This window comes from Nocardioides sp. GCM10027114, assembly GCF_042659625.1.
GTDB lineage: Bacteria > Actinomycetota > Actinomycetes > Propionibacteriales > Nocardioidaceae > Nocardioides.
In genome coordinates this window covers 42,271-63,073 of record NZ_JBHSSS010000022.1, presented here as the reverse complement: position 1 = coordinate 63,073, position 20,803 = coordinate 42,271, and the positions used below count along the sequence as shown (strand labels likewise).

Annotated in this window: 20 protein-coding genes and 2 tRNA genes; 18 read left to right on the top strand and 4 right to left on the bottom strand. The window is 72.1% G+C overall.

Features of this window, described 5'->3' with window-relative positions; all coding sequences use genetic code 11:
- The first annotated feature begins 52 nt into the window (after window positions 1-52).
- The 12 genes from dnaN (at window position 53) to ACFP2E_RS10515 (ending at window position 12,736) form a co-directional block, all read left to right on the top strand.
- On the top strand, window positions 53-1,192 hold the full coding sequence (gene dnaN, locus ACFP2E_RS10570; protein ID WP_378524608.1) for a DNA polymerase III subunit beta: 1,140 nt from the start codon (window positions 53-55) through the stop codon (window positions 1,190-1,192).
- Window positions 1,193-1,253: 61 nt separating this feature from the next.
- Entirely contained in the window at window positions 1,254-2,159 is a 906-nt protein-coding gene (gnd, locus tag ACFP2E_RS10565; protein ID WP_378524609.1) for a phosphogluconate dehydrogenase (NAD(+)-dependent, decarboxylating), read from the top strand.
- A gap of 8 nt (window positions 2,160-2,167) precedes the next feature.
- Window positions 2,168-3,376, top strand: a complete 1,209-nt coding sequence (recF, locus tag ACFP2E_RS10560; RefSeq protein WP_378524611.1) for a DNA replication/repair protein RecF — start codon at window positions 2,168-2,170, stop codon at window positions 3,374-3,376.
- Window positions 3,366-3,980: a DUF721 domain-containing protein gene (locus ACFP2E_RS10555; protein WP_378524612.1), complete on the top strand. Its 615-nt coding sequence runs from the start codon at window positions 3,366-3,368 to the stop codon at window positions 3,978-3,980. Before recF ends, ACFP2E_RS10555 begins: the two co-directional genes overlap by 11 nt.
- 151 nt (window positions 3,981-4,131) lie before the next feature.
- The gene (locus tag ACFP2E_RS10550; RefSeq protein WP_378524613.1) at window positions 4,132-5,361 is read left to right on the top strand and encodes a S8 family serine peptidase; all 1,230 of its coding nucleotides are present in this window, start codon (window positions 4,132-4,134) and stop codon (window positions 5,359-5,361) included.
- A 379-nt stretch (window positions 5,362-5,740) separates the two neighbouring features.
- The gene (gene gyrB, locus ACFP2E_RS10545) at window positions 5,741-7,846 is read left to right on the top strand and encodes a DNA topoisomerase (ATP-hydrolyzing) subunit B (RefSeq protein ID WP_378524614.1); all 2,106 of its coding nucleotides are present in this window, start codon (window positions 5,741-5,743) and stop codon (window positions 7,844-7,846) included.
- 92 nt (window positions 7,847-7,938) lie between these two features.
- Window positions 7,939-10,599, top strand: a complete 2,661-nt coding sequence (gene gyrA / locus ACFP2E_RS10540; protein WP_378524676.1) for a DNA gyrase subunit A — start codon at window positions 7,939-7,941, stop codon at window positions 10,597-10,599.
- A complete protein-coding gene (locus ACFP2E_RS10535) occupies window positions 10,599-11,240 on the top strand; it encodes a DUF3566 domain-containing protein (RefSeq protein WP_378524615.1) in 642 nt (213 codons plus the stop codon). Before gyrA ends, ACFP2E_RS10535 begins: the two co-directional genes overlap by 1 nt.
- Before the next feature lie 101 nt (window positions 11,241-11,341).
- A tRNA-Ile gene (locus tag ACFP2E_RS10530) sits at window positions 11,342-11,418 on the top strand.
- A 27-nt stretch (window positions 11,419-11,445) separates the two neighbouring features.
- Complete coding sequence (locus tag ACFP2E_RS10525; protein WP_378524616.1) at window positions 11,446-11,589, top strand: DLW-39 family protein; 144 nt, start codon at window positions 11,446-11,448, stop codon at window positions 11,587-11,589.
- Window positions 11,590-11,608: 19 nt separating this feature from the next.
- Window positions 11,609-11,684, top strand: a tRNA-Ala gene (locus ACFP2E_RS10520).
- 47 nt (window positions 11,685-11,731) lie between these two features.
- The gene (locus ACFP2E_RS10515) at window positions 11,732-12,736 is read left to right on the top strand and encodes a hypothetical protein (RefSeq protein WP_378524617.1); all 1,005 of its coding nucleotides are present in this window, start codon (window positions 11,732-11,734) and stop codon (window positions 12,734-12,736) included.
- A gap of 26 nt (window positions 12,737-12,762) precedes the next feature.
- Here the strand turns inward: ACFP2E_RS10515 and ACFP2E_RS10510 are convergent, their stop codons facing one another.
- Both ACFP2E_RS10510 and ACFP2E_RS10505 read right to left on the bottom strand, forming a co-directional pair.
- The gene (locus tag ACFP2E_RS10510; RefSeq protein WP_378524618.1) at window positions 12,763-13,857 is read right to left on the bottom strand and encodes a TolB family protein; all 1,095 of its coding nucleotides are present in this window, start codon (window positions 13,855-13,857) and stop codon (window positions 12,763-12,765) included.
- The gene (locus ACFP2E_RS10505; protein WP_378524619.1) at window positions 13,854-14,411 is read right to left on the bottom strand and encodes a SigE family RNA polymerase sigma factor; all 558 of its coding nucleotides are present in this window, start codon (window positions 14,409-14,411) and stop codon (window positions 13,854-13,856) included. The genes ACFP2E_RS10510 and ACFP2E_RS10505 overlap by 4 nt, the downstream gene beginning before the upstream one ends.
- A 195-nt stretch (window positions 14,412-14,606) precedes the next feature.
- On the opposite strand from ACFP2E_RS10505, the gene ACFP2E_RS10500 reads away from it, so the two are divergent.
- Genes ACFP2E_RS10500 through ACFP2E_RS10485 form a run of 4 tightly spaced genes read left to right on the top strand, consistent with a single transcriptional unit; the run spans window position 14,607 to window position 17,720 of the window.
- The gene (locus tag ACFP2E_RS10500) at window positions 14,607-15,401 is read left to right on the top strand and encodes an SURF1 family protein (protein WP_378524620.1); all 795 of its coding nucleotides are present in this window, start codon (window positions 14,607-14,609) and stop codon (window positions 15,399-15,401) included.
- The gene (locus tag ACFP2E_RS10495; RefSeq protein WP_378524621.1) at window positions 15,398-15,790 is read left to right on the top strand and encodes a DUF3817 domain-containing protein; all 393 of its coding nucleotides are present in this window, start codon (window positions 15,398-15,400) and stop codon (window positions 15,788-15,790) included. Before ACFP2E_RS10500 ends, ACFP2E_RS10495 begins: the two co-directional genes overlap by 4 nt.
- A gap of 38 nt (window positions 15,791-15,828) precedes the next feature.
- Entirely contained in the window at window positions 15,829-16,686 is an 858-nt protein-coding gene (locus tag ACFP2E_RS10490; RefSeq protein ID WP_378524622.1) for a patatin-like phospholipase family protein, read from the top strand.
- Window positions 16,683-17,720 carry a 1-acyl-sn-glycerol-3-phosphate acyltransferase gene (locus tag ACFP2E_RS10485; RefSeq protein ID WP_378524623.1) on the top strand — a complete coding sequence of 346 codons (1,038 nt, stop codon included), beginning with the start codon at window positions 16,683-16,685 and terminating at the stop codon, window positions 17,718-17,720. Before ACFP2E_RS10490 ends, ACFP2E_RS10485 begins: the two co-directional genes overlap by 4 nt.
- Before the next feature lie 11 nt (window positions 17,721-17,731).
- On the opposite strand, the gene ACFP2E_RS10480 is transcribed toward ACFP2E_RS10485, so the two are convergent.
- Entirely contained in the window at window positions 17,732-18,364 is a 633-nt protein-coding gene (locus ACFP2E_RS10480) for a hypothetical protein (protein ID WP_378524624.1), read from the bottom strand.
- A 208-nt stretch (window positions 18,365-18,572) separates the two neighbouring features.
- On the opposite strand from ACFP2E_RS10480, the gene ACFP2E_RS10475 reads away from it, so the two are divergent.
- Window positions 18,573-19,085, top strand: coding sequence for a peptidylprolyl isomerase (locus tag ACFP2E_RS10475; protein WP_378524625.1), 513 nt, complete (start codon window positions 18,573-18,575; stop codon window positions 19,083-19,085).
- Window positions 19,086-19,111: 26 nt separating this feature from the next.
- Complete coding sequence (locus tag ACFP2E_RS10470; protein ID WP_378524626.1) at window positions 19,112-20,017, top strand: rhomboid family intramembrane serine protease; 906 nt, start codon at window positions 19,112-19,114, stop codon at window positions 20,015-20,017.
- A gap of 298 nt (window positions 20,018-20,315) precedes the next feature.
- On the opposite strand, the gene ACFP2E_RS10465 is transcribed toward ACFP2E_RS10470, so the two are convergent.
- The gene (locus ACFP2E_RS10465) at window positions 20,316-20,780 is read right to left on the bottom strand and encodes a cell division protein CrgA (protein ID WP_378524627.1); all 465 of its coding nucleotides are present in this window, start codon (window positions 20,778-20,780) and stop codon (window positions 20,316-20,318) included.
- Window positions 20,781-20,803 lie beyond the last annotated feature (23 nt).

Sequence of the window (20,803 nt, the reverse complement as noted above, 5' to 3'; positions counted from 1 at the left end):
CAGGTCCCAGTCCCGACCTCTGTGCCCCTCACCGACCCCGAAGGACCCTCACGTGAAGTTCCGCGTCGAACGCGACGTGCTGGCCGATGCCGTCGCCTGGGCTGCCCGCAGCCTCCCGGTCCGTCCCAGCGTCCCCGTCCTCTCCGGGCTCCTCATCGACGCGAGCGACGAGGGACTGGTGCTGTCGACCTTCGACTACGAGACGTCCGCGCGCGCAACGCTCAAGGCCGAGGTCTCCGACGAGGGCCGTGCGCTGGTGAGCGGCCGCCTGCTCGCCGACATCTGCCGCAGCCTCCCGGCCAAGCCGGTCGAGATGGTGCTCGACGGCCCGCGGGTCTCGCTGACCTGCGGCTCCGCGCGCTTCAGCCTGCAGACGATGCCGGTCGAGGACTACCCGTCGCTCCCCGACATGCCCACCGCCACCGGCACCGTCCAGAGCGACGTCTTCGCGCACGCCGTAGCCCAGGCCGTGACCGCCGCCGGCCGCGACGACATGCTCCCCGTCCTCACCGGCGTCCGGATCGAGATCGACGGCTCGCAGATCTCGCTGCTCGCCACCGACCGGTTCCGGCTCGCCCACCGCGAGCTCGGCTGGGACCCCCGTACCCCCGACGAGACGCTGGCGGCCCTGGTGCCCGCCAAGGTGCTCGGCGACACGGCCAAGTCGCTCACCGCGGGCAGCGAGGTCACCATCGCGCTCTCCGCCGGCGGCTCCGGCGAGGGCATCATCGGCTTCGAGGGCGCCGCCCCGGGCGGCGTCCGACGGACCACCACCCGCCTGCTCGACGGCGAGTTCCCCAAGGTCCGCAGCCTCTTCCCCAACGAGCACCTCACGGTGGCGAAGGTCGAGAAGGCCTCGCTCATCGAGTCGGTCAAGCGCGTCGCCCTGGTGGCCGAGCGCAACACCGCCGTCCAGCTCGCCTTCAGCGACGGCGTGCTGACGCTCGACGCCGGCACCGGCGACGAGGCGCAGGCCTCGGAGTCGATCGAGGCGGACATCGAGGGCGAGGACATCACGACCGGGTTCAACCCGCAGTTCCTCCTCGACGGCCTCGGCGCCATCGACCAGGACGTCGTCGAGCTCGCCTTCACCCAGTCCTCCAAGCCGGTCGTCATCTCGGGCTCGGTCCCGGAGGGGGCCGAGGACCCGGGCTTCCGGTATCTCCTCATGCCCCGCCGCCTGCTCTCCTGAGCGACGCCCGGCATCCCGTCCGGACGCCGCTCACCAACCCCCGACCTTTAGGCTGCTTCGCATGGAACTTGGACTCGTTGGACTGGGCAAGATGGGCGGCAACATGCGCGCCCGGCTCCGGGAGGCGGGCCACACCGTCGTCGGCTTCGACCACAACCCCGAGGTCGCCGACGTCGGCTCGCTCGCCGAGCTCGTGGAGCAGCTCCCCTCGCCCCGCGTGGTCTGGGTGATGGTCCCCTCCGGGGAGCCGACCCACCAGACGATCCGCGAGCTGGCGGACCTGCTCGGCGAGGGCGACCTCGTCGTCGACGGCGGCAACTCGCGCTGGACCGACGACGCGGTCCACGCCGAGCTGCTCGGTGAGCGCGGCATCGGGTTCGTCGACTGCGGCGTCTCCGGCGGGGTCTGGGGACGCGAGAACGGCTACGCCCTGATGTACGGCGGCTCGGCCGAGGACGTCGCCAAGGTTCAGCCGGCGCTCGACGCCCTCAAGCCCGAGGGCGAGCTCGGCGCCGTCCACGCCGGCGGTGTGGGCGCGGGCCACTTCTCGAAGATGGTCCACAACGGCATCGAGTACGCCGTGATGCAGGCCTACGCCGAGGGCTTCGAGCTCCTCGACAAGGTGGGCCTCGTCGACAACGTCACCGAGGTCTTCCGCTCCTGGCGCGAGGGCACCGTCATCCGGTCGTGGCTGCTCGACCTGCTCGTCGCCGCGCTCGACGACGACCCGGGCCTGGCCAGCATCCGCGGCTACGCCGAGGACTCCGGCGAGGGTCGGTGGACCGTCGAGGCCGGCATCGAGAACGCCGTCGCCACGCCGGCCATCACCGCCGCGCTCTACGCCCGCTTCGTCTCCCGCCAGGACGACTCCCCGGCCATGAAGGCCGTCGCTGCCATGCGCAACCAGTTCGGCGGGCACGCGGTCCACACCCCTCCGCCCCCGGGCGGTGACAGCGCCGGCGGGTAGACCCGCCGGTGTACGTCTCCCACCTCGTCCTCCACGACTTCCGGTCCTATGCCTCGGTCGACGTACCGCTCGAGCCCGGCGTCACCGCCTTCATCGGCCGCAACGGCCAGGGCAAGACGAACCTCGTCGAGGCGATCGACTACCTGTCGCGGCTCAGCTCCCACCGCGTCGCCTCCGAGGCGCCGCTGGTGCGGGCCGGGGCGGAGCAGGCCCTGGTGCGGGCGGCGGTCGTGCGCGATGGCCGGACGGCCACGCTCGAGGTCGAGCTCAACCCGGGCCGCGCCAACCGGGCGCGGGTCAACCGCTCCCCCCTCCCCCGGGTCCGCGAGATCGTGGGCCTGGTCCGCACCGTGGTCTTCTCGCCCGAGGACCTCACCCTCGTCAAGGGCGACCCCTCGGACCGGCGGCGCTTCCTCGACGACCTGCTCGTGCTGCGCACCCCGCGGCTCGCGGGCGTGCGGGCCGACTACGACCGCGTGCTGCGCCAGCGCAACACGCTGCTGAAGACGGCCGGCGCCGCCCGGCGCGGGTCGAGCAGCCAGGAGGCGGCGCTCTCGACGCTCGGGGTCTGGGACGCCCACCTCGCCCGCACCGGCGGTGAGCTCCTCGCGGCGCGGCTCGAGCTGGTCCACGCGCTGCGGCCGTTCGTCGGGACGGCGTACGCCGCCGTCGCCCGCGGGGCGGGTCGCGACGACGCGGAGATCGAGTACCGCCCGTCGCTGGAGCTCCCCGCCGAGGTCTGCCCGGGCGCCGGCACCGACGAGCCGGCTGTCGACCGGGGCGCCGGGGCAGACCGGGCGGCACTCACCGAGCTGCTGCTCGCCGAGCTCGAGCGCCGCCGAAACGACGAGCTCGACCGGGGCGTCTCGCTGGTCGGCCCGCACCGCGACGAGCTGCTGCTCACCCTCGGCAACGGCGAGACCCGGCTGCCGGTGAAGGGCTACGCCTCGCACGGCGAGTCCTGGTCCTTCGCGCTGGCGCTGCGGCTCGCCTCCTACGACCTGTTGCGCTCCGAGGGCGACGACCCGATCCTGATCCTCGACGACGTGTTCGCCGAGCTCGACACCGAGCGACGGGCCCAGCTCGCCGACCTGGTGAAGGGTGCCGAGCAGGTGCTGGTGACGGCGGCGGTCGGCGCGGACGTGCCGGCTGCCCTCGCCGGGGCGCGGTACGCCGTCGGTGGCGGCGAGGTGCGGAGGATCGAGGATGGCGACTGAACCCGACGAGCCCGAGGCGGTGACGCAGCCCGAGGCCCCGGTGGAGCCCGTGGACATGTCCGACCTCGACGACCACGACGACGACGGCCTGGACCTCGCGCGGGCGATGGCCCGCTCATCCGCCCGCTCCGGCTCGGCGGTCCCCGCCCGCCGACGGCGGCGCGCCGACGGCCCGGGCGACAAGTCCGGCCCGGCCGGCGGCCGGTCGCGCAGCCGCCGCCGGGCCTCCGGCGCCTTCCCCGACGAGCGCGACCCGCAACCGCTCGACATCACCCTCGGCCGGGTCGTCGACGACCGCGGCTGGGACCTCGACCTGCGGGTCCACGGGGTCTTCGGGCGATGGGCCCAGCTGGTCGGCGACGATGTCGCGGCGCACTGCACGCCCGAGTCCTTCGACGACGGCCGGCTGGTCGTCCGGACCGACTCCACGGCGTGGGCGACCCAGCTCCGGCTGCTCGCCCCGACCCTGGTCCGCCGCCTGAACGAGGAGCTCGGCCACGGCACGGTGGCGCTGATCGAGGTGCTCGGCCCGCACGGCCCGACCTGGAAGAAGGGGCCCCGGTCGGTGCGCGACGGGCGGGGCCCGCGCGACACCTACGGCTGACCGCCGCCCACCCCGGAAGGGTGAACCACCAGCCTTCTGCAGTGCAGGAACCTGAGGCAGCGCGGGCCTTGTGGGCGGGCATCCCGGGCGGATGTCCTGTGGCAACCGTCCCGATCGGACGGGTCCACTCCCCCCTCAGTGAGGTTCCTGCATGCGAAGAGTCACCACGCCCGCCCTCGCCGCCCTGGCCCTGCTCGCCCCGGCCGCGCTGGCCGTGCTCCCGACCGGAGCCGCCGCCCAGCCCGCGTCCCAGGCCGCCCAGCCCTACATCGTCGTCCTCGAGGACGGCGCCGCCTCGGGCCGGGTCGCCGACCAGCACCGGGCGTCGTACGGCGCCGAGGTCTCGCACGTCTACCGCAACGCGGTCCATGGCTACGCCGCCCGGATGACCCCGGCCGCGGCCGCGAAGGTGGCGGCGGACTCGCGGGTCGCCTGGGTGCAGCCCGACGGCGTGGTGCAGGCGACGGCGCAGACCACGCCCACCGGCATCGACCGGGCCAACGGCGACGCGTCGAGCACGGTGGCCGGCAACGGCAGCGGCACGGTCGACGTGGACGTCGCCGTCATCGACACCGGCATCGACCTCGACCACCCCGACCTCAACGTGCACACCGCCGGCGCCAAGAACTGCTCGACCGGCAAGTCTGCCGACGACGGCAACGGGCACGGCACCCACGTGGCGGGCACCATCGGCGCGAAGGACGACGCCACCGGCGTCGTCGGCATGGCGCCCGGCGCCCGCGTGTGGCCGGTGCGGGTCCTCGACAACCGCGGCAGCGGCTCCTGGTCCGCCGTGATCTGCGGCATCGACTACGTCGCCGCCAACGCCTCGCAGATCGAGGTGGCCAACATGAGCCTCGGCGGCGCCGGGACCGACCTGGGGAACTGCGGCAACGGCTCGGACGCGATGCACGCGGCGATCTGCAACGCCGTCGCCGCGGGCGTCACCTTCGTCGTCGCCGCGGGCAACGACGCCGACGACGCCGCCAACCACACCCCGGCGGCCTACGACGAGGTCATCACCGTCTCCGCCCTGGCCGACTTCAACGGCCAGCCGGGCGGCGGGGCCGCGCCGACGTGCCGCACCGACGTCGACGACACGTTCGCCGACTTCTCCAACTACGGGGCCGACGTCGACCTGATCGCGCCGGGCGTCTGCATCAACTCGACCTGGAAGGGCGGCGGCTACAGCTCGATCTCCGGCACCTCGATGGCGAGCCCGCACGTCGCCGGTGCGGCGGCGCTCTACCTCGCCGGGAACCCGGCGGCGAGCCCGTCCCAGGTGAGGTCCGCGCTGCAGTCCGCCGGCAGCCTCGACTGGAACGCCGTGGACGACAAGGACGCCGTCAAGGAGCGGCTGCTGGACGCCTCGACGTTCTGACCGGCACCTCGCAGCGACGAGGGGCGACGCAGGAGACCGACACAGCAGACCGACACAGGAGACCGACACAGGAGACCGACAGAGGAGACCGACACAGGGGACCGGCCCGACGGGCCGGTCCCCTGTGGGCGTCACGGCAGCCGATCGGACGTACAGGGACCTGTCGACCCCCCTGTTCGGCGCTCGCAGACGCCCTCACGACCCGCTCAGGGCCCATTTTCCGTCCGCAGAGCCCCGATTCCTGGGGTCGCAGGCGTGGTCTCGGGCCCTCAGGCGGGTATCATGGGCGAACGGGTCCACTGCTCCTCGCAGCTGGGACCCTCTGCATGTCAGCCCCTCCGCGCCCGCCGGGCGGGCGGCCCACGACGAAGAGGTGTGTGTGTCCGACGAGAGCGCCGTCGAGAACAGCCAGCAGCCGACCCGCAGCAGCACCGCACCCCCCGACGAGGTGTCCTACGACGCCTCCGCGATCCAGGTCCTCGAGGGCCTCGAGGCGGTCCGCAAGCGTCCCGGCATGTACATCGGTTCGACCGGTGAGCGGGGCCTGCACCACCTGATCTGGGAGATCGTCGACAACGCGGTCGACGAGGCGCTGGCCGGCCACTGCGACCGCATCGTCGTGACGCTCCAGGCTGACGGCGCGATCCGGGTCGAGGACAACGGCCGCGGCATCCCCACCGACACCGCGCCGGGGCAGGAGATGCCCGCGGTCACGATGGCGCTGACGATGCTCCACGCCGGCGGCAAGTTCGGCGGCGGCGGCTACAAGGTCTCCGGTGGTCTCCACGGCGTCGGCGTCTCGGTCGTGAACGCCCTCTCGACCCGCTTGGTCGTCGAGGTGAGGAACCGCGGCCACCTGTGGCGTCAGAGCTTCCAGCTCGGCGTGCCCGACGGCGACCTCGAGCAGGTCCGGCCGATGGAGCCGGGCGAGCGCACGGGCACCACCGTCACCTACTGGGCCTCTCCCGACATCTTCGAGACCACGTCGTACTCCCTCGAGACCATCACCACCCGGATCCGGGAGATGGCCTTCCTCAACAAGGGCCTCGAGATCGTCGTGCGCGACGAGCGCCCCGTGGCCGAGGAGATCGCCGACGCCGTCGAGGACGACACCGTCTCCCACGAGGTCGACGGCGCGATCAGCGACGCGATCCGCAAGGCCGAGGGCGGCGGGCTCGTCCAGGTCTTCAAGTACGACCGCGGCCTCGTCGACTACGTCGAGCACCTCAACCGCCGCAAGGACAAGGCCAACCCGACGGTCATCTCGTTCGAGGCCGAGACCCCCGAGAGCTCCGAGAACCACATGAGCCTCGAGGTCGCGATGCAGTGGAACACCTCGTTCACCGAGTCGGTCCACACCTTCGCCAACACGATCAACACCCACGAGGGCGGCACCCACGAGGAGGGCTTCCGCGCTGCGCTCACCAGCCTCGTCAACAACTGGGGCGAGGAGTGGGGCCTGATCAAGAAGCGCGAGGACCGGGTTTCCGGCGACGACATCCGCGAGGGCCTCACCGCGATCATCTCGGTCAAGCTCGGCGAGCCGCAGTTCGAGGGCCAGACCAAGACCAAGCTCGGCAACACCGAGGCCAAGGGCTTCGTGCAGCGGATCGTCAACGACCAGCTCGGCGCCTGGCTGGAGCAGAACCCCGCCGAGGGCAAGGACATCGTTCGCAAGGCGCAGGCCGCGGCCTCGGCCCGGATCGCCGCGCGCAAGGCGCGCGACCTCGCCCGCAACCGCAAGGGGCTGCTCGGCGGCGGCGGCCTCCCCGGCAAGCTGGCCGACTGCCAGTCGACCAACCCCGAGGAGTGCGAGGTCTTCATCGTCGAGGGTGACTCGGCGGGCGGCTCGGCCAAGCAGGGCCGCGACCCGCGCATCCAGGCGATCCTCCCGATCCGCGGCAAGATCCTCAATGTCGAGAAGGCGCGCATCGACAAGGTCCTCGCCAACACCGAGGTCCAGGCGATCATCTCCGCGCTCGGCACCGGCATCCACGAGGAGTTCTCGCTCGAGAAGGTGCGCTACCACAAGATCGTGCTGATGGCCGACGCCGACGTCGACGGCCACCACATCAACACCCTGCTGCTGACGCTGCTGTTCCGGTTCATGAAGCCGCTCATCGAGCACGGCTACGTCTACATGGCCCAGCCGCCGCTCTACCGGCTGCGCTGGAACAAGCCGCACGAGCACGAGTTCGTCTACTCCGACTCCGAGCGCGACGCGCTGATGCGCGACGGGCTCGCCCAGGGCAAGAAGCTGCCCAAGGAGAACCCCGTCCAGCGCTACAAGGGTCTCGGCGAGATGAACGCCGACGAGCTGTGGGAGACCACGATGGACCCCAGCGCCCGGATCCTGCTGCAGGTGACCCTCGAGGACGCTGCCCAGGCCGACGAGATCTTCTCGATCCTCATGGGCGAGGACGTCGAGCAGCGACGTTCGTTCATCCAGCGCAACGCCAAGGACGTGCGCTTCCTCGACATCTGATTCCTCGATATCGGGGTCTCTAGCGAGATCCCTAGATTCGGGTAGACGCGACCAGAGAGACGAAGAGAGTGACCGAGCAGACCGAGAACCTGATGAGCGGCGACGGTGGGGGCGGCCGGATCGAGCCGATCGACCTGCAGGTGTCGATGCAGCGCTCGTACATCGACTACGCCATGGCCGTCATCGTCGGTCGGGCCCTGCCCGACGTGCGCGACGGCCTCAAGCCGGTGCACCGCCGGGTGCTCTACGCCATGTACGACGGCGGCTACCGGCCCGACCGCGGCTTCTCGAAGTGCTCCCGCGTCGTCGGCGACGTCATGGGTCAGTACCACCCCCACGGCGACTCCGCGATCTACGACACCCTCGTCCGGCTCGCGCAGCCGTGGGTGATGCGTGCCCCGCTCATCAGCGGCCAGGGCAACTTCGGCTCGCCGGGCAACGATCCGGCGGCCGCCATGCGGTACACCGAGTGCCGGATGGCGCCGCTGGCCATGGAGATGGTCCGCGACATCGACGAGGACACCGTCGACTTCCAGCCGAACTACGACGGCCGGTCCGAGGAGCCGACGATCCTGCCGGCGCGGTTCCCCAACCTGCTGGTGAACGGCTCGGCCGGCATCGCGGTCGGCATGGCCACCAACATCCCGCCGCACAACCTGCGCGAGGTCGCCGAGGGCGCGAAGTGGGCGCTCGAGCACCCCGACGCCAGCCGCGAGGAGCTCCAGGACGCGCTGATCGAGCGCATCAAGGGCCCCGACTTCCCCAACGCCGCGCTGATCGTGGGCCGGCAGGGCATCGAGCAGACCTACCGCACCGGCCGCGGGTCGATCACCCAGCGCGCGGTGATCGACGTCGAGGAGGACGCCAAGGGGCGCACCTCGCTGGTCATCAGCCAGCTGCCCTACATGGTCAACCCCGACAACCTCGCGCTGAAGATCGCCGAGCTCGCCGACTCCGGCAAGGTCCAGGGCATCGCCGACGTCAAGGACAACACCTCCTCGCGCACCGGCCAGCAGCTCGTCGTCGTCCTCAAGCGCGACGCGGTCGCCCGCGTGGTCCTCAACAACCTGCTCAAGCACACCGAGCTGCAGACCAACTTCAGCGCCAACATGCTGGCGCTGGTCGACGGCGTGCCGCGCACGCTCACCATCGACCAGTTCATCAGCCACTGGGTGGCCCACCAGATCGACGTCATCCGGCGCCGCACCGAGTTCCGCCTCAAGCGAGCCGAGGAGCGGGCCCACATCCTGCGCGGCCTGGTCAAGGCCCTCGACATGCTCGACGAGGTCATCGCGCTGATCCGCCGCTCCCCCGAGGTCGACGACGCCCGCCGCGGGCTGATCGAGCTGCTCGACATCGACGAGCTCCAGGCCAACGCCATCCTCGACATGCAGCTGCGCCGCCTCGCGGCCCTCGAGCGGCAGAAGATCATCGACGACCTCGCCGAGATCGAGCGCACGATCGCCGACCTCAAGGACATCCTCGCCAACATCGGCCGGCAGCGGCGGATCGTGGCCGAGGAGCTCGACGAGCTCGTCGACAAGTACGGCAACGACCGGCGTACCCAGATCATCGCGGCCGACGGCGACCTCTCGATGGAGGACCTGATCCCCGACGAGGAGCTCGTCGTCTCCATCACCCGCGGTGGCTACGCCAAGCGCACCCGCGCCGACCAGTACCGCACCCAGAAGCGCGGCGGGAAGGGCGTGCGCGGCGCGACCCTGCGCGGCGACGACGTGGTCGAGCACTTCATCGCGACGACGAACCACCACTGGCTGCTGTTCTTCACCACGGCCGGCCGGGTCTACCGCACCAAGGCCTACAACCTCCCCGAGGCGTCGCGCGACGCCAAGGGCGGTCACGTCGCCGGCCTGCTGTCGTTCCAGCCGGACGAGAGCATCGCCCAGGTGCTCGCGATCCGCGACTACGAGCAGGCTCCCTACCTCGTGCTCGCCACCCAGAACGGCCTGGTGAAGAAGACCCGCCTCGGCGACTACAACAGCCCGCGGCAGGCCGGCGTCATCGCGATCAACTTCCGTGAGGACGACGACGAGCTGATCGGCGCCGAGCTGGTCAACGCTGACGACGACATCCTGCTCGTCTCCCGCAAGGGCCAGGCGATCCGGTTCAAGGCCGACGACAGCCAGCTCCGCCCGATGGGCCGGGCCACCTCAGGCGTCTCCGGCATGAAGTTCCGCGACGGCGACTCGCTGCTGTCCATGTCGGTGATCCGGGCGGCCCAGGTGGCCGCCGAGGAGGCGGCCGAGGCAAAGGCCGAGGCCGAGGGCCAGTCCACGGCGCCGGGCGACCTGCCCGACGTCAAGGAGCAGTACGTCTTCACGATCACCGACGGCGGCTACGCCAAGCGGACCCGGATCTCCGAGTACCGCCTGCAGTCGCGTGGCGGTCTGGGCATCAAGGCGATGTCGCTGGCCAACGAGGACCGCGGCGGTCTGGTCGGCGCGTTCATCGTCGAGGAGGGTGACGAGATCCTGTCCATCACCCAGGCCGGACAGGTCGTCCGCAGCCCGATCAACGAGGAGTTCCGGGCCACCGGGCGCTCCACGATGGGCGTGAAGTTCGTGACGCCGAAGTCCGGGGACGCCGTCGCCGTCGTCGCCCGGTCCGTGGAGGCGAAGGTCGACGAGGAGGAGTCCGAGGAATCGGCTGCGGCCGAGGGGGATGCAACAATCGACGGGTCCCCCGACCTCGAGAGCACCGACTCCGCCCCGGCGGAGGGGAGTGAGGACTGATGACGGAACGCCCTGCAGAGCGGACCGCATCGCGCCCGCGCGTCGAGTCGACGCCCCGTCCCGGCAAGCCGGACAGCACCGACGACACGGCTGTCCGCCCGCCGCTGGCGGAGCGGATCCAGGCCAAGCTGTCCAAGGCGGCCGACGAGCACCGGGCAAACGCCCGGGCGGAGTCGAAGCCCGCCACGCCGAAGGCCGCGCCCCAGAAGTCGGCCCCGAAGGGCGTCCCGGCCTCGGCCCCGGCGCCCGCCCCCGCGGCGGGGAAGCGCCCGCCCCGGCGGGCGCGGCTGCGGCTGACCCGGATCGACCCCTGGTCGGTCATGAAGACCGCGTTCCTGCTGTCGGTCGCCCTCGGCATCGTCGCCGTGGTCTCGGTCTTCATGGTGTGGTCGGTCCTCGGCGCCGCAGGCGTCTGGGACTCCATCAACAGCGCGGTCCGCGACATCCTGGGCGGCGAGAGCTCCGACGTCTTCGACATCAAGGACTACGTCGGCACCTCCCGGGTGCTCGGGTTCACGATGCTCGTCGCCGTGATCGACGTGGTCCTGCTGACCGCGATCGCCACGCTCGGGGCCTTCCTCTACAACATGGCCGCGGCGCTCCTCGGGGGCGTCGAGGTGACGCTGGCCGAGGACCAGTGAGCCGCTCCCACCACCGGCCCGACCCCGTTTTGGGGCGGTCCGGAGGGGTGGGGTAGTGTTCCCCCGCGTCGCCACGGGGCGACCGCCGGTATCCCGGCACCGGGCCTATAGCTCAGACGGTTAGAGCGCTTCCCTGATAAGGAAGAGGTCACAGGTTCAAGTCCTGTTAGGCCCACCACCACACCACTGCAGCCGAGGAGTCGACGTGAAGAAGATCCTGCTGGTCCTGATCGCCGCCGCCGGCGCAGTCGTGGCGAAGAAGAAGCTCGAGGAGAGCCGCACCGAGCAGGCGCTCTGGGCCGAGGCCACGGACAACGTCGAGTCCGCCGGCAACGGCACCGCCGGCTGACCCTCCCAGCACCACCCCGGGGGCCTTGGCGCAATTGGTAGCGCACCTGCTTTGCAAGCAGGGGGTTAGGGGTTCGAGTCCCCTAGGCTCCACCAGCCGCGAGACCGCGGCCCGTCCCGGCACCTCTGCGAGACTCGATGGCGTGCCGGCCCGTCTTGTCCTCCCGACCGTGGCGCTCGCCGCCCTCGTGGGGGCGGGGTGCAGTGCCGACGTGCCGCCGCCCGAGCCGCCGCAGGAGCCGGCCCCGCTGGTCGGCCCCGCCCCGCCGTACGACGACTCGCTCGAGCCGGCCGAGGCGGTGCTGGCGTTCGTCCCCGCCACCGCGACGACCGTGACGGTCACCGACTTCGACGAGGTGCGGGCCCAGCTCGGCGTCCCGGACCTCACCAGCGACGACCTGATGACCGACCGGTTCGCGTTCTGGGAGCGCGCCGACGCGGTGGCGCCTCTGCTGACCGAGGGCCTGCTCCGCCCGTACGCCAGCGAGCTCTGGCTCGACCACGACTTCAGCCAGGACGACGTCGACTGGGAGGCCCGGTTCACCGGTCCCGACGGCAGCGGCTTCGTCCTCGGGATGCGGCCGGACCTCGACCTCGACCGGGTCGCCGGCGCGATCGAGGCCGGGGTGGGCCCGCTCGCCGACGCCGAGCTGCTGCGCGACGCCGGCCTGGTCGTGTCCGGGGTCCCGGAGCCCGAGGAGCCGGTGTGGGCCAACGACGAGGCCTGGGCGGAGCTGCTCCCCGACGACCCGGCCGCGGCCACCTACCTGCGCCAGGGCTGCGTGCCGCTGGAGCAGGCGCTCGGCCCCGACGCCGACGCCGAGGTGCAGGGCGAGGTGCTCGCCGCGGTCCCGGTCACCAGCCTCGACGAGCTCGACCGCTTCGCGGTCGCCTTCGGCGACAACAACGCGACGGTGCGGCTCGGGTCGGGGCGCGACGACCTCTTCACCCGGGTCGCGGCGGGCCGGGCCTGGCCGGTGCCCGACTTCGGCCGCCACTTCCGCGACGGGGTCGGGGACCCGGGAACGGGACGGATCGGGTACGCCGTACCCGACCCGCCCCGCGCCGCCCGGCTCACGCTGCTCGAGGAGCTGCCGTTCGCCATCTGCCCCGACGTGCTCCCGATACCGGAGCCGACCGGCCTCTGAGCCGGCCCCGCCCCCGGAGGGGCCGGTCAGAGCTGTGGCGAGATCAGCAGCGTGGTGTCGTCGACCCAGGTCACGGTGTTCCCCGGCCCCACGGTCTCCACGACGCTGTTCGCGATGTCGACAAGGTGAACCTCGTCGCCGGCCACGAAGGCGACCCTGCTGCCGTCGGGAGAGACCGCAGGATCCCTGATCCCGCGCTCGTCCCGGGCGAGCGTCGAGCGGGTACCGTCCGGGTCCACGACGTCGAGGCGGGGACCGGCGAAGCCGCCCTCGTAGGGCTCGACGACCAGGAGCCGCTCCCCGTCAGGGAACCTCTGTGGGTAGGTCGCGTTCCTCTGCAGGAGCCGCGGCTCCCCGCCCTCGGCCGCGACCGTCCAGGCGTCCCACTTCGTCGCGTGACCGGCGCTGCGCGGCAGGTGGAAGAGGACCTCGTCTCCGGCGGGTGAGAACTCGGGCGCGACCCACCACCAGGCGGCCTCGTCGATGGGCAGGTCCAGCACGCGCCGCGCCTCGTCGCTCTCGAGCACGAGCTCACCGACGTCGAGCTGCCCGCCACCGCGCAGCTGGTAGAGCAGGATCTCGCCGTCGGGGTGCCATGAGGCGCCGTAGGCCTGCTTGCCCTCGGGGAGCGACCTGAAGGCGGGTTCCGAGGCGTCGAGCGGGGCCGTGCCCATCACGTCCAAGGACGAGCAGCTGCCGCTGTAGCAGGTCGTCCACACGGCCTCGCCGGCATCGTTCACGTCGAAGTACACGTAGGCGCCCGGGACCAGGTCGGCCGGAACCGGGTCGAACGGCAGCGCGGTGCGCTCCCCGCTGGGCAGGTCCAGCAGGTGCGGGCCGTCCGTGACCGACGTGACCGGCGGGTCGTCCTGACCCACGGGGCCGGGAGCGGGGGTCTCGGTGGCAGGGTCGTTCCAGACGGTGACCCCGGCGACGACCGCGGCGGCGACGCCGGCCGCGGCGGCGACCAGGCCGACCCGGCGACGCCCGGTGTGCCTGGTCCTCTCGATCTCGTCGTCCAGTCGACGGCGAGCAATGGTGGTGTCGACAGCCATGGCGGCGGCCTCCTCGTGCAGGATCTCGCGGAGGACCGGGCCGAGGGCCTCGGGGCGCGTGCTCACGGTCGTACCTCCAGTGCGGTGGCCAGCGCGGCGAGGCCGCGCGAGGCGTGGGTCTTGACCGAGCCGGCACTGATGCCCAGCTCGGCCGCGATCTCGGCCTCGGAGAGGTCGAGGTAGTAGCGCAGCACCAGCACCTCGCGCTGCCGGTGCGGGAGCCCCCGCAGCCGGCTCAGGACGTCCGCCCGCTCGTCGCTCGGCCCGAACTCGTCACGGCCCGGCACTCGCTCGGGGTCCACCCCCGGGGCTGCGTGGAGTCGCACCACGCGGCGGCGCCGCAGCTGGCTCCGCGCCCCGTTGAGCACGCAGGAGCGCACGTAGCGGTAGGCGTCGTGGGGGTCGCGCAGCGAGCGCCACCGCCGGTAGAGGTTGGTGAAGGCCTCCATCACGACGTCCTCGGCCGACGCCTGGTCGTCGACCAGGAAACGGGCGAGCCGGACCAGCTGGGGATAGGCGGTGTCGAAGACCTCGGCGACGACCCCGTCGCGGTCGGCCGGGCCCTCGGCCAGCACCTCGTGCCGGGCCGGGACGTCTCCGCGTCCGCTCGGTCGCCACATGGTCTCGCCTCCGGCAGCTCCGGCCCCGGCGGACGGTGCACGCCGTGGACTCGGTGCGCCGGGAGCGCCTCGGTAGGTGTGCATGTCCCCGGTGACGTCGGGGGACGGGTCCTCGTTGACAGGGTCGCCCGACTCGCTCGTTCTCGCCGGACTGGTCTGGACAGCGGGCCGTCGGGCCCTCCGTAGGATCGTCCCGTGTCCGATCCGAGCCCCTGGCAGCCCAGCCGCTGGCCGGCCCACCTTCTCGCGCTCGTCCTGGTCGGCGCAGCAGGGCTCCTCGGCTACTGGCAGTACGACGCGTGGCAGGCGCAGCGCGAGGCGGAGGCCACCGACCTGACCCTGACCGAGCCGGTGCCGGTGGACGAGGCGATGGGGCCCGACGACCCCTTCCCCGGCGACAGCGTGGGACGGCCGGTGATCCTCGACGGGACCTGGGTGCCCGAGGCGACGGTGCTGGTGTCCGGGCGCGAGCGCGACGGTGTCGAGGGCTACTGGGTGCTGACGCCGCTGGCCGTCGGCGGACCGGACGCCCCGGCGATGCCCGTCGTCCGGGGCTGGACGGCGACCACGACCGACGTGCCCCCGCCGCCCGAGGGCCGCGCCGAGCTGGTGGCGTGGCTCCAGCCGCCGGAGGGGTCGGGCATCCCCGACGACGACCGCACCGACGACGTGATCCCCGAGGCGCGGACCGCCGACCTGGTGCAGCGGGTCGACCAGGACCTGTACGGCGCCTACGCCGTGGTCGCGGACGAGGCCGCCCCCGGCGCGTGGCCGGTCGGGGCCGACGCGGTCAACCCCGGGACCGAGGGCCTCGAGGCCGCGAGCCTCGAGCAGCTGCCGGAGGTCGGGCGGTTCACCGCGCTGCGCAACCTGCTCTACGCAGTGGAGTGGTGGCTGTTCGGCCTCTTCGCGGCGTTCATCTGGTGGCGCTGGGTGCAGGACGCCCGGAACGTGCAGTCCTCCCCCGACCGGATACCGTCGGACGCGTGAAGTCCGCGCTCGCCCGCTACCGGTTCATGGCCACCGTCGTCGGGATCCTCCTCGTCGTGCTGTGCCTGATCGGCGTCCCCCTGGCCAACTTCGACGGCACCGGCATGTGGGGCGTCTTTCCCAGCACCCCGGAGCTCTTCCCGACCGGCTCGACGGCGCACGACGTCGGCGAGGCGATCACGACGTACCTCGGCGTGGCGCACGGCTGGCTCTACATGATCTTCCTGGTGACCGCGTTCCTGCTGTCCCGCAAGGCCGGCTGGGAGCCGTCGTTCACCCTGGTGACGCTGGTGAGCGGCACCGTGCCGGTGCTCAGCTTCTGGGCCGAGCACCGCGCCACCGAGCGGGTCCGCCGCGAGCACGCGGAAGAACTGGTTCCCAGGGCGTGACCCCGGGCGGGCGCGGAGGCCGGAGCGGAGATGGTGTCGTGACGACCGCGTTCGTGCTGGGTGGTGGGGGCGTCCTCGGCGCCGTCGAGGTCGGCATGCTCCGGGCGCTGCTCGAGCGGGGCGTCGTGCCCGACCTCGTGGTCGGCACCAGCGTCGGCGCCCTCAACGGTGCGCTGGTCGCGCGCGACCCCTCGCTCGGCGTGGTCGACCGGCTCACCGAGCTGTGGCAGCAGGCGGCGGCCGGGCGGGAGGTGTACGGCGACCGCCGGTTGCGCACCGTCCGCCGGGCGGTGGCGACCGGCACCCACATCTTCTCCCCCGTGCCGCTGCGGGAGCGGCTCGAGGACGAGTTCGGCGACGCCAGGATCGAGGACCTCCCGGTCCGGTTCCAGGTGTGCGCCGCCAGCATCGAGCGGGCGGCCGAGCACTGGTTCGACCGGGGCCCACTCGTGGACGCCGTCCTCGCCAGCGCCGCGGTGCCGGGGCTGCTGCCGCCCGCCCGGGTGGGCGACGAGCACTTCCTCGACGGTGGCATCGTGAACTCGATCCCCGTCGGCCGCGCCGTCGAGCTCGGGGCCACCCGGCTGTTCGTGTTGCAGGTCGGCCGGATCGACCGGCACCTCAAGCCGCCGCGGCGACCGTGGGACGTCGCCCGGGTCTCGTTCGAGATCGCCCGCCGGCACCGGTTCGCCAAGGAGATGGCCGAGCTCCCCGCCGAGGTCGAGGCCCACGTGCTCCCGGCGCGCGGCACCTCCCGCCGCGACGACTCGGTCCTCGCCTTCCGCGACTTCGGCTCGGTCCAGCGCCGCATCGACCGTACCTACCAGGCCAGCGCGGAGTACCTCGACACCTGGGGGAACCTCGACGGACGTGGCGACCGGGAGGCCGGCGCGTGAGCCCGGCGGCCCGGTGGCTGCTGCGCCGCCTCGTCGTGGCCCCGGCCGTGATCCTGCTGACGGCGTTCCTGTGGGTGACGCTGCCGTTGTGGCTGATCGGCGCCGCCGCGCTGTCCCCCCTGCTGCCCGGACGCTGGCGGGCGTTCCGGCTGCTGTGGGTCGTCATCCTCTACGCCACCTGCGAGACGCTGCTGCTGGTGATCATGCTGGCGCTCTGGGTGTCCTCCGGGTTCGGCTGGCGGATGCGCTCGCCGTACTTCGAGGGGATCCACTACGACCTGGTGCAGGGCGTGATGTGGGTCTTCTTCCGCGAGGCGCGCCGGGTGCTGAACCTGTCGATCGCGACGGACGGCCCGGCGCCGGACGCCCACCCGGGGGTGCCGATCCTGGTCTGCTGCCGGCATGCCGGGCCCGGCGACTCCTTCACCCTGATCCACGCGCTGATGCACTGGTACGACCGTGAGCCCCGGGTGGTGCTCAAGGACACCCTCGCCTGGGACCCCGCGATCGACGTGATCCTGCGGCGGATCCCGGCGCGCTTCATCACGCCGACGCCGGGCGTCAGCGTCGACATCGAGAGCCAGATCGCCGCGCTGGCCACGGGTCTCGACGAGAACGACGCGTTCGTGATCTTCCCCGAGGGCGGCAACTTCACCCCGGAGCGTCGGCAGCGGGCGATCGACCGGCTGCGCAAGCTCGGTCTCGAGGGGATGGCCCGGCGGGCGGAGGAGATGACGAACGTCCTCGCGCCCCGGCCCGGCGGGGTGATCGCCGCGCTCGACGCGGCGCCGGAGGCCGACGTGGTGCTGGTCGCCCACACGGGGCTCGACCACCTGCTCACCGTTGCCGACCTGTGGCGTGAGCTGCCGATGGACAAGCGGCTGGTGATGCGCTGGTGGCACGTGCCGCGGGAGGAGATCCCGGCCGACCGCGACGCCCGCATCGACTGGCTCTACGACTGGTGGGAGCGGATCGACACCTGGGTGGAGACGAACCGGCCGGAGGATCTCTCCTCCGGCCGGTCCGGTCGCTAGCGGGTCGCCGACTACTTGTCGCGGGCGTCCTCGTCGATGGTCACCTCTTCGGCCGGGTTGTCCGGCGTCGTGACCGAGTGGGGCTTCTCCGCGGAGTCGGCCAGCGCCTCGTCCGGCGAGGAGCCGCCCTCGTCGTCGGCGGGCTCCTCGGCGGCGGCCGGCGGCGGGGTCGGGACGTACGACGACTGCCACTGTCCCTCGTCGGAGCCCTTGAGCTTCTTGGCGGCGAACGCGGCCGCGGCGCCGAGGCCGCCGAGGAGCAGCAGCTTCTTGAGCTTGCCGCCCTTCTTGCGCTTCTGCTTCGTCTCGCCGCTCAGCTCGGCCATCTTGGCCGCGGCGAGCTCCCGGCCGACCTGGGCCTTCTCGGCGGCGAGGTCACGGGCGAGCGCGGACTTCTCGGCCGCGATGGCGGCACCCAGCGCCGCCTTGTCGGCGGCGACCGCGGCGCCGCTCGCGATTGCCGGGCCGGCCTTGGCACGGGCGTCGGCGAGCGCGGGGCCGGCCTTCTCACGGGCCTCGGCGATGACCGGAGCCGCCTTCTCACGGGCCTCGGCGATGAGCGGCAGCGCCTTGTCCCGGGCCGAGGTGACGGCCGACTCGAGCTGCGGCCTCACCGACTCCACGTAGTCGACGGCCTGGTCCATCAGAGTCTTCTTCCTGCGAAGGCGCATGGCGTGGTGCTTCCTCTCGTCGGGTGCTCCCATTCGACCATGTTTCCGGCCCCTCGTGCACGGTCACCACTCCCAACGGGCACCCCACCAACCGGCGGGCTGCTTGTGGCGTCGTGGGAGGATCGGGGGCACGTCCACACAGTCGACATCCCCGACGTACCCACCGAAGCGAGAGGTAGTCATGGCTGACCTGAAGGCCATCCTGAAGACCAACAAGGGTGACATCACGATCACCCTCTTCCCCGACCACGCGCCCGAGACGGTCGCCAACTTCACCGGGCTCGCCGAGGGCACGAAGGACTACGACGCCGGCAACGGCCGGTCCGGCCCGTTCTACGACGGCCTCGGCTTCCACCGCGTGATCGATGGGTTCATGATCCAGGGCGGCTGCCCGCTCGGCACCGGCACCGGCGGCCCGGGCTACACCTTCAAGGACGAGCCGCACCCCGAGCTGGTCTTCGACAAGCCCTACCTGCTCGCCATGGCCAACGCCGGCCCGGGCACCAACGGCTCGCAGTTCTTCATCACCGTCGGCGCCACCACCTGGCTGAACTTCAAGCACACCATCTTCGGTGAGGTGGCCGACCAGGCCGGCCGCGACGTGGTCGACGCGATCGCCAAGACCCCCACCGGCCCGGGTGACCGCCCGATCGACCCGGTGGTCATCGAGTCGGTCGAGGTCGTGCGCTCCTGACCAGCCACCCGACGCCCGAGACCGGGGTGCCGACCTGCTACCGGCACCCCGGCCGGGAGACGTACATCAGCTGCCAGCGCTGCGAGCGGCCGATCTGCCCCGACTGCATGCGCGACGCCGCCGTGGGGTTCCAGTGCCCCGGCTGCGTCGCCGAGGGCGCGAAGACGACCCGCAGCGGCCGGACGGCGTACGGCGGCATCCGGCCGGGCAACCCCGGCCTCACCTCGCTGGTGCTGATCGTCGTCAACGCCGCGGTCTGGCTGGTGCTCAGCGGCACCGGCCGCTACCGCAGCGAGCTCTACAGCCGGCTCGCGCTGCTCCCGGAGGGGCGGTGCGTGCCGACGGGGAGCCCGGAGCAGTACTTCCCCGGCATCCCCAACGAGCAGATCTGCGACCTGCAGGGCCAGCAGTGGGTCAGCGGTGTCGCCGACGGCGCCTGGTGGCAGCTGCTCACCAGCGCCTTCACCCACGTCGAGCTGTGGCACATCGGCTTCAACATGCTGGCGCTGTGGATCCTCGCGCCGCAGCTGGAGCAGGCGGTGGGCCGGGCCCGGTTCCTCGCTCTCTACTTCCTGTCGGCCCTCTCCGGGTCGACCCTCGTCTACTGGCTCGCCGCCCCGCAGGGCTCCACCCTCGGCGCGTCCGGGGCCGTCTTCGGCCTGCTCGGGGCGCTGCTGGTGCTCGCCCACAAGGTGCGCGGCGACGTCCGCGGCCTGCTGCTGTGGCTGGGCCTGAACGCCGTCATCACGGTGATGGTCCCCAACATCTCCTGGCAGGGCCACCTCGGCGGCTTCCTGGGCGGCCTCGCGATCTGCGCGGTGCTGGTCCACTCCCCGCGCCGCCACCGCACCGCCTGGCAGGTCGCCGGCCTGGCGCTGATCGCCGTCGTGCTCGCCGCGGCGCTGGTGGCGCGCACCCTCGTGCTGGCCTGAGCCCGGGGCCCGGACCCGGGCGGCACAGCCGTGCCGCTGCACCGCACGAGTCACAGCGGCATCACGGCGCGTAGCCGACTTTCCACACCTGTGAAGGAGAATGTGGAGAACTACCCCCATGTAATTCACAGGACAATCCACAGGTGTGAGTTGTTGGCTGTGGGCGGCTGACCCGTGCAACCGCGGGCCGAAATGCCAACCGCCCCGGTCCGGGGACCGGGGCGGAGTGTGGATACCTGTGGATTCTGTGGACAAGCCCGTTCACATGGCGTGGTTCACACCGCTCACGGGCCGGGCGTCACTCCCAGCGGGTGGCGTAGGTGAAACCGACCGCCATCAGCGCGATGCCGACGACCAGGTTGTACTGGCCGAGGTCGTTGAAGACCGGCAGGGCGCTGAGGTCGTCGGAGAAGACGTAGTAGGTGCAGATCCACAGCAGGCCGACGATGAAGCAGCCGAGCATGCCGACCACGACGCCGCGGCCGCGGCCGAGCGGGGTTCTGGGGTGGGCGGCCACGGCGAGGCCCAGCATGATCGCGCCCAGGCCGATCAGGTAGTTCCAGTCGCCGAGGTCGGCCATGAAGGCCGGACCGCCCGGCTCGGGCGCCGGGAAGACGGTGGGGTCGACGCGCACCGCGAGGTAGAACCAGGCGGTCCAGGCGATGCCGCCCACGGCCAGCACCAGGGCGATGATGAACCGCACCGAGAACAGCGGCCCCGTCGTCGAGTCGGCGAAGTCCGCCTTGGCCTTCGGCTTGGTCACGTGCACTCCTCGATCGGGGTCCT

Coding starts and splice junctions, on each gene's coding strand:
- gyrA (WP_378524676.1), top strand. CDS start 7,939: ATGAGCGGCGACGGTGGGGGCGGCCGGATCGAGCCGATCGACCTGCAG.
- ACFP2E_RS10535 (WP_378524615.1), top strand. CDS start 10,599: ATGACGGAACGCCCTGCAGAGCGGACCGCATCGCGCCCGCGCGTCGAG.
- ACFP2E_RS10505 (WP_378524619.1), bottom strand. CDS start 14,411: ATGTGGCGACCGAGCGGACGCGGAGACGTCCCGGCCCGGCACGAGGTG.
- ACFP2E_RS10475 (WP_378524625.1), top strand. CDS start 18,573: ATGGCTGACCTGAAGGCCATCCTGAAGACCAACAAGGGTGACATCACG.
- ACFP2E_RS10555 (WP_378524612.1), top strand. CDS start 3,366: ATGGCGACTGAACCCGACGAGCCCGAGGCGGTGACGCAGCCCGAGGCC.
- gnd (WP_378524609.1), top strand. CDS start 1,254: ATGGAACTTGGACTCGTTGGACTGGGCAAGATGGGCGGCAACATGCGC.
- ACFP2E_RS10480 (WP_378524624.1), bottom strand. CDS start 18,364: ATGGACCAGGCCGTCGACTACGTGGAGTCGGTGAGGCCGCAGCTCGAG.
- ACFP2E_RS10550 (WP_378524613.1), top strand. CDS start 4,132: ATGCGAAGAGTCACCACGCCCGCCCTCGCCGCCCTGGCCCTGCTCGCC.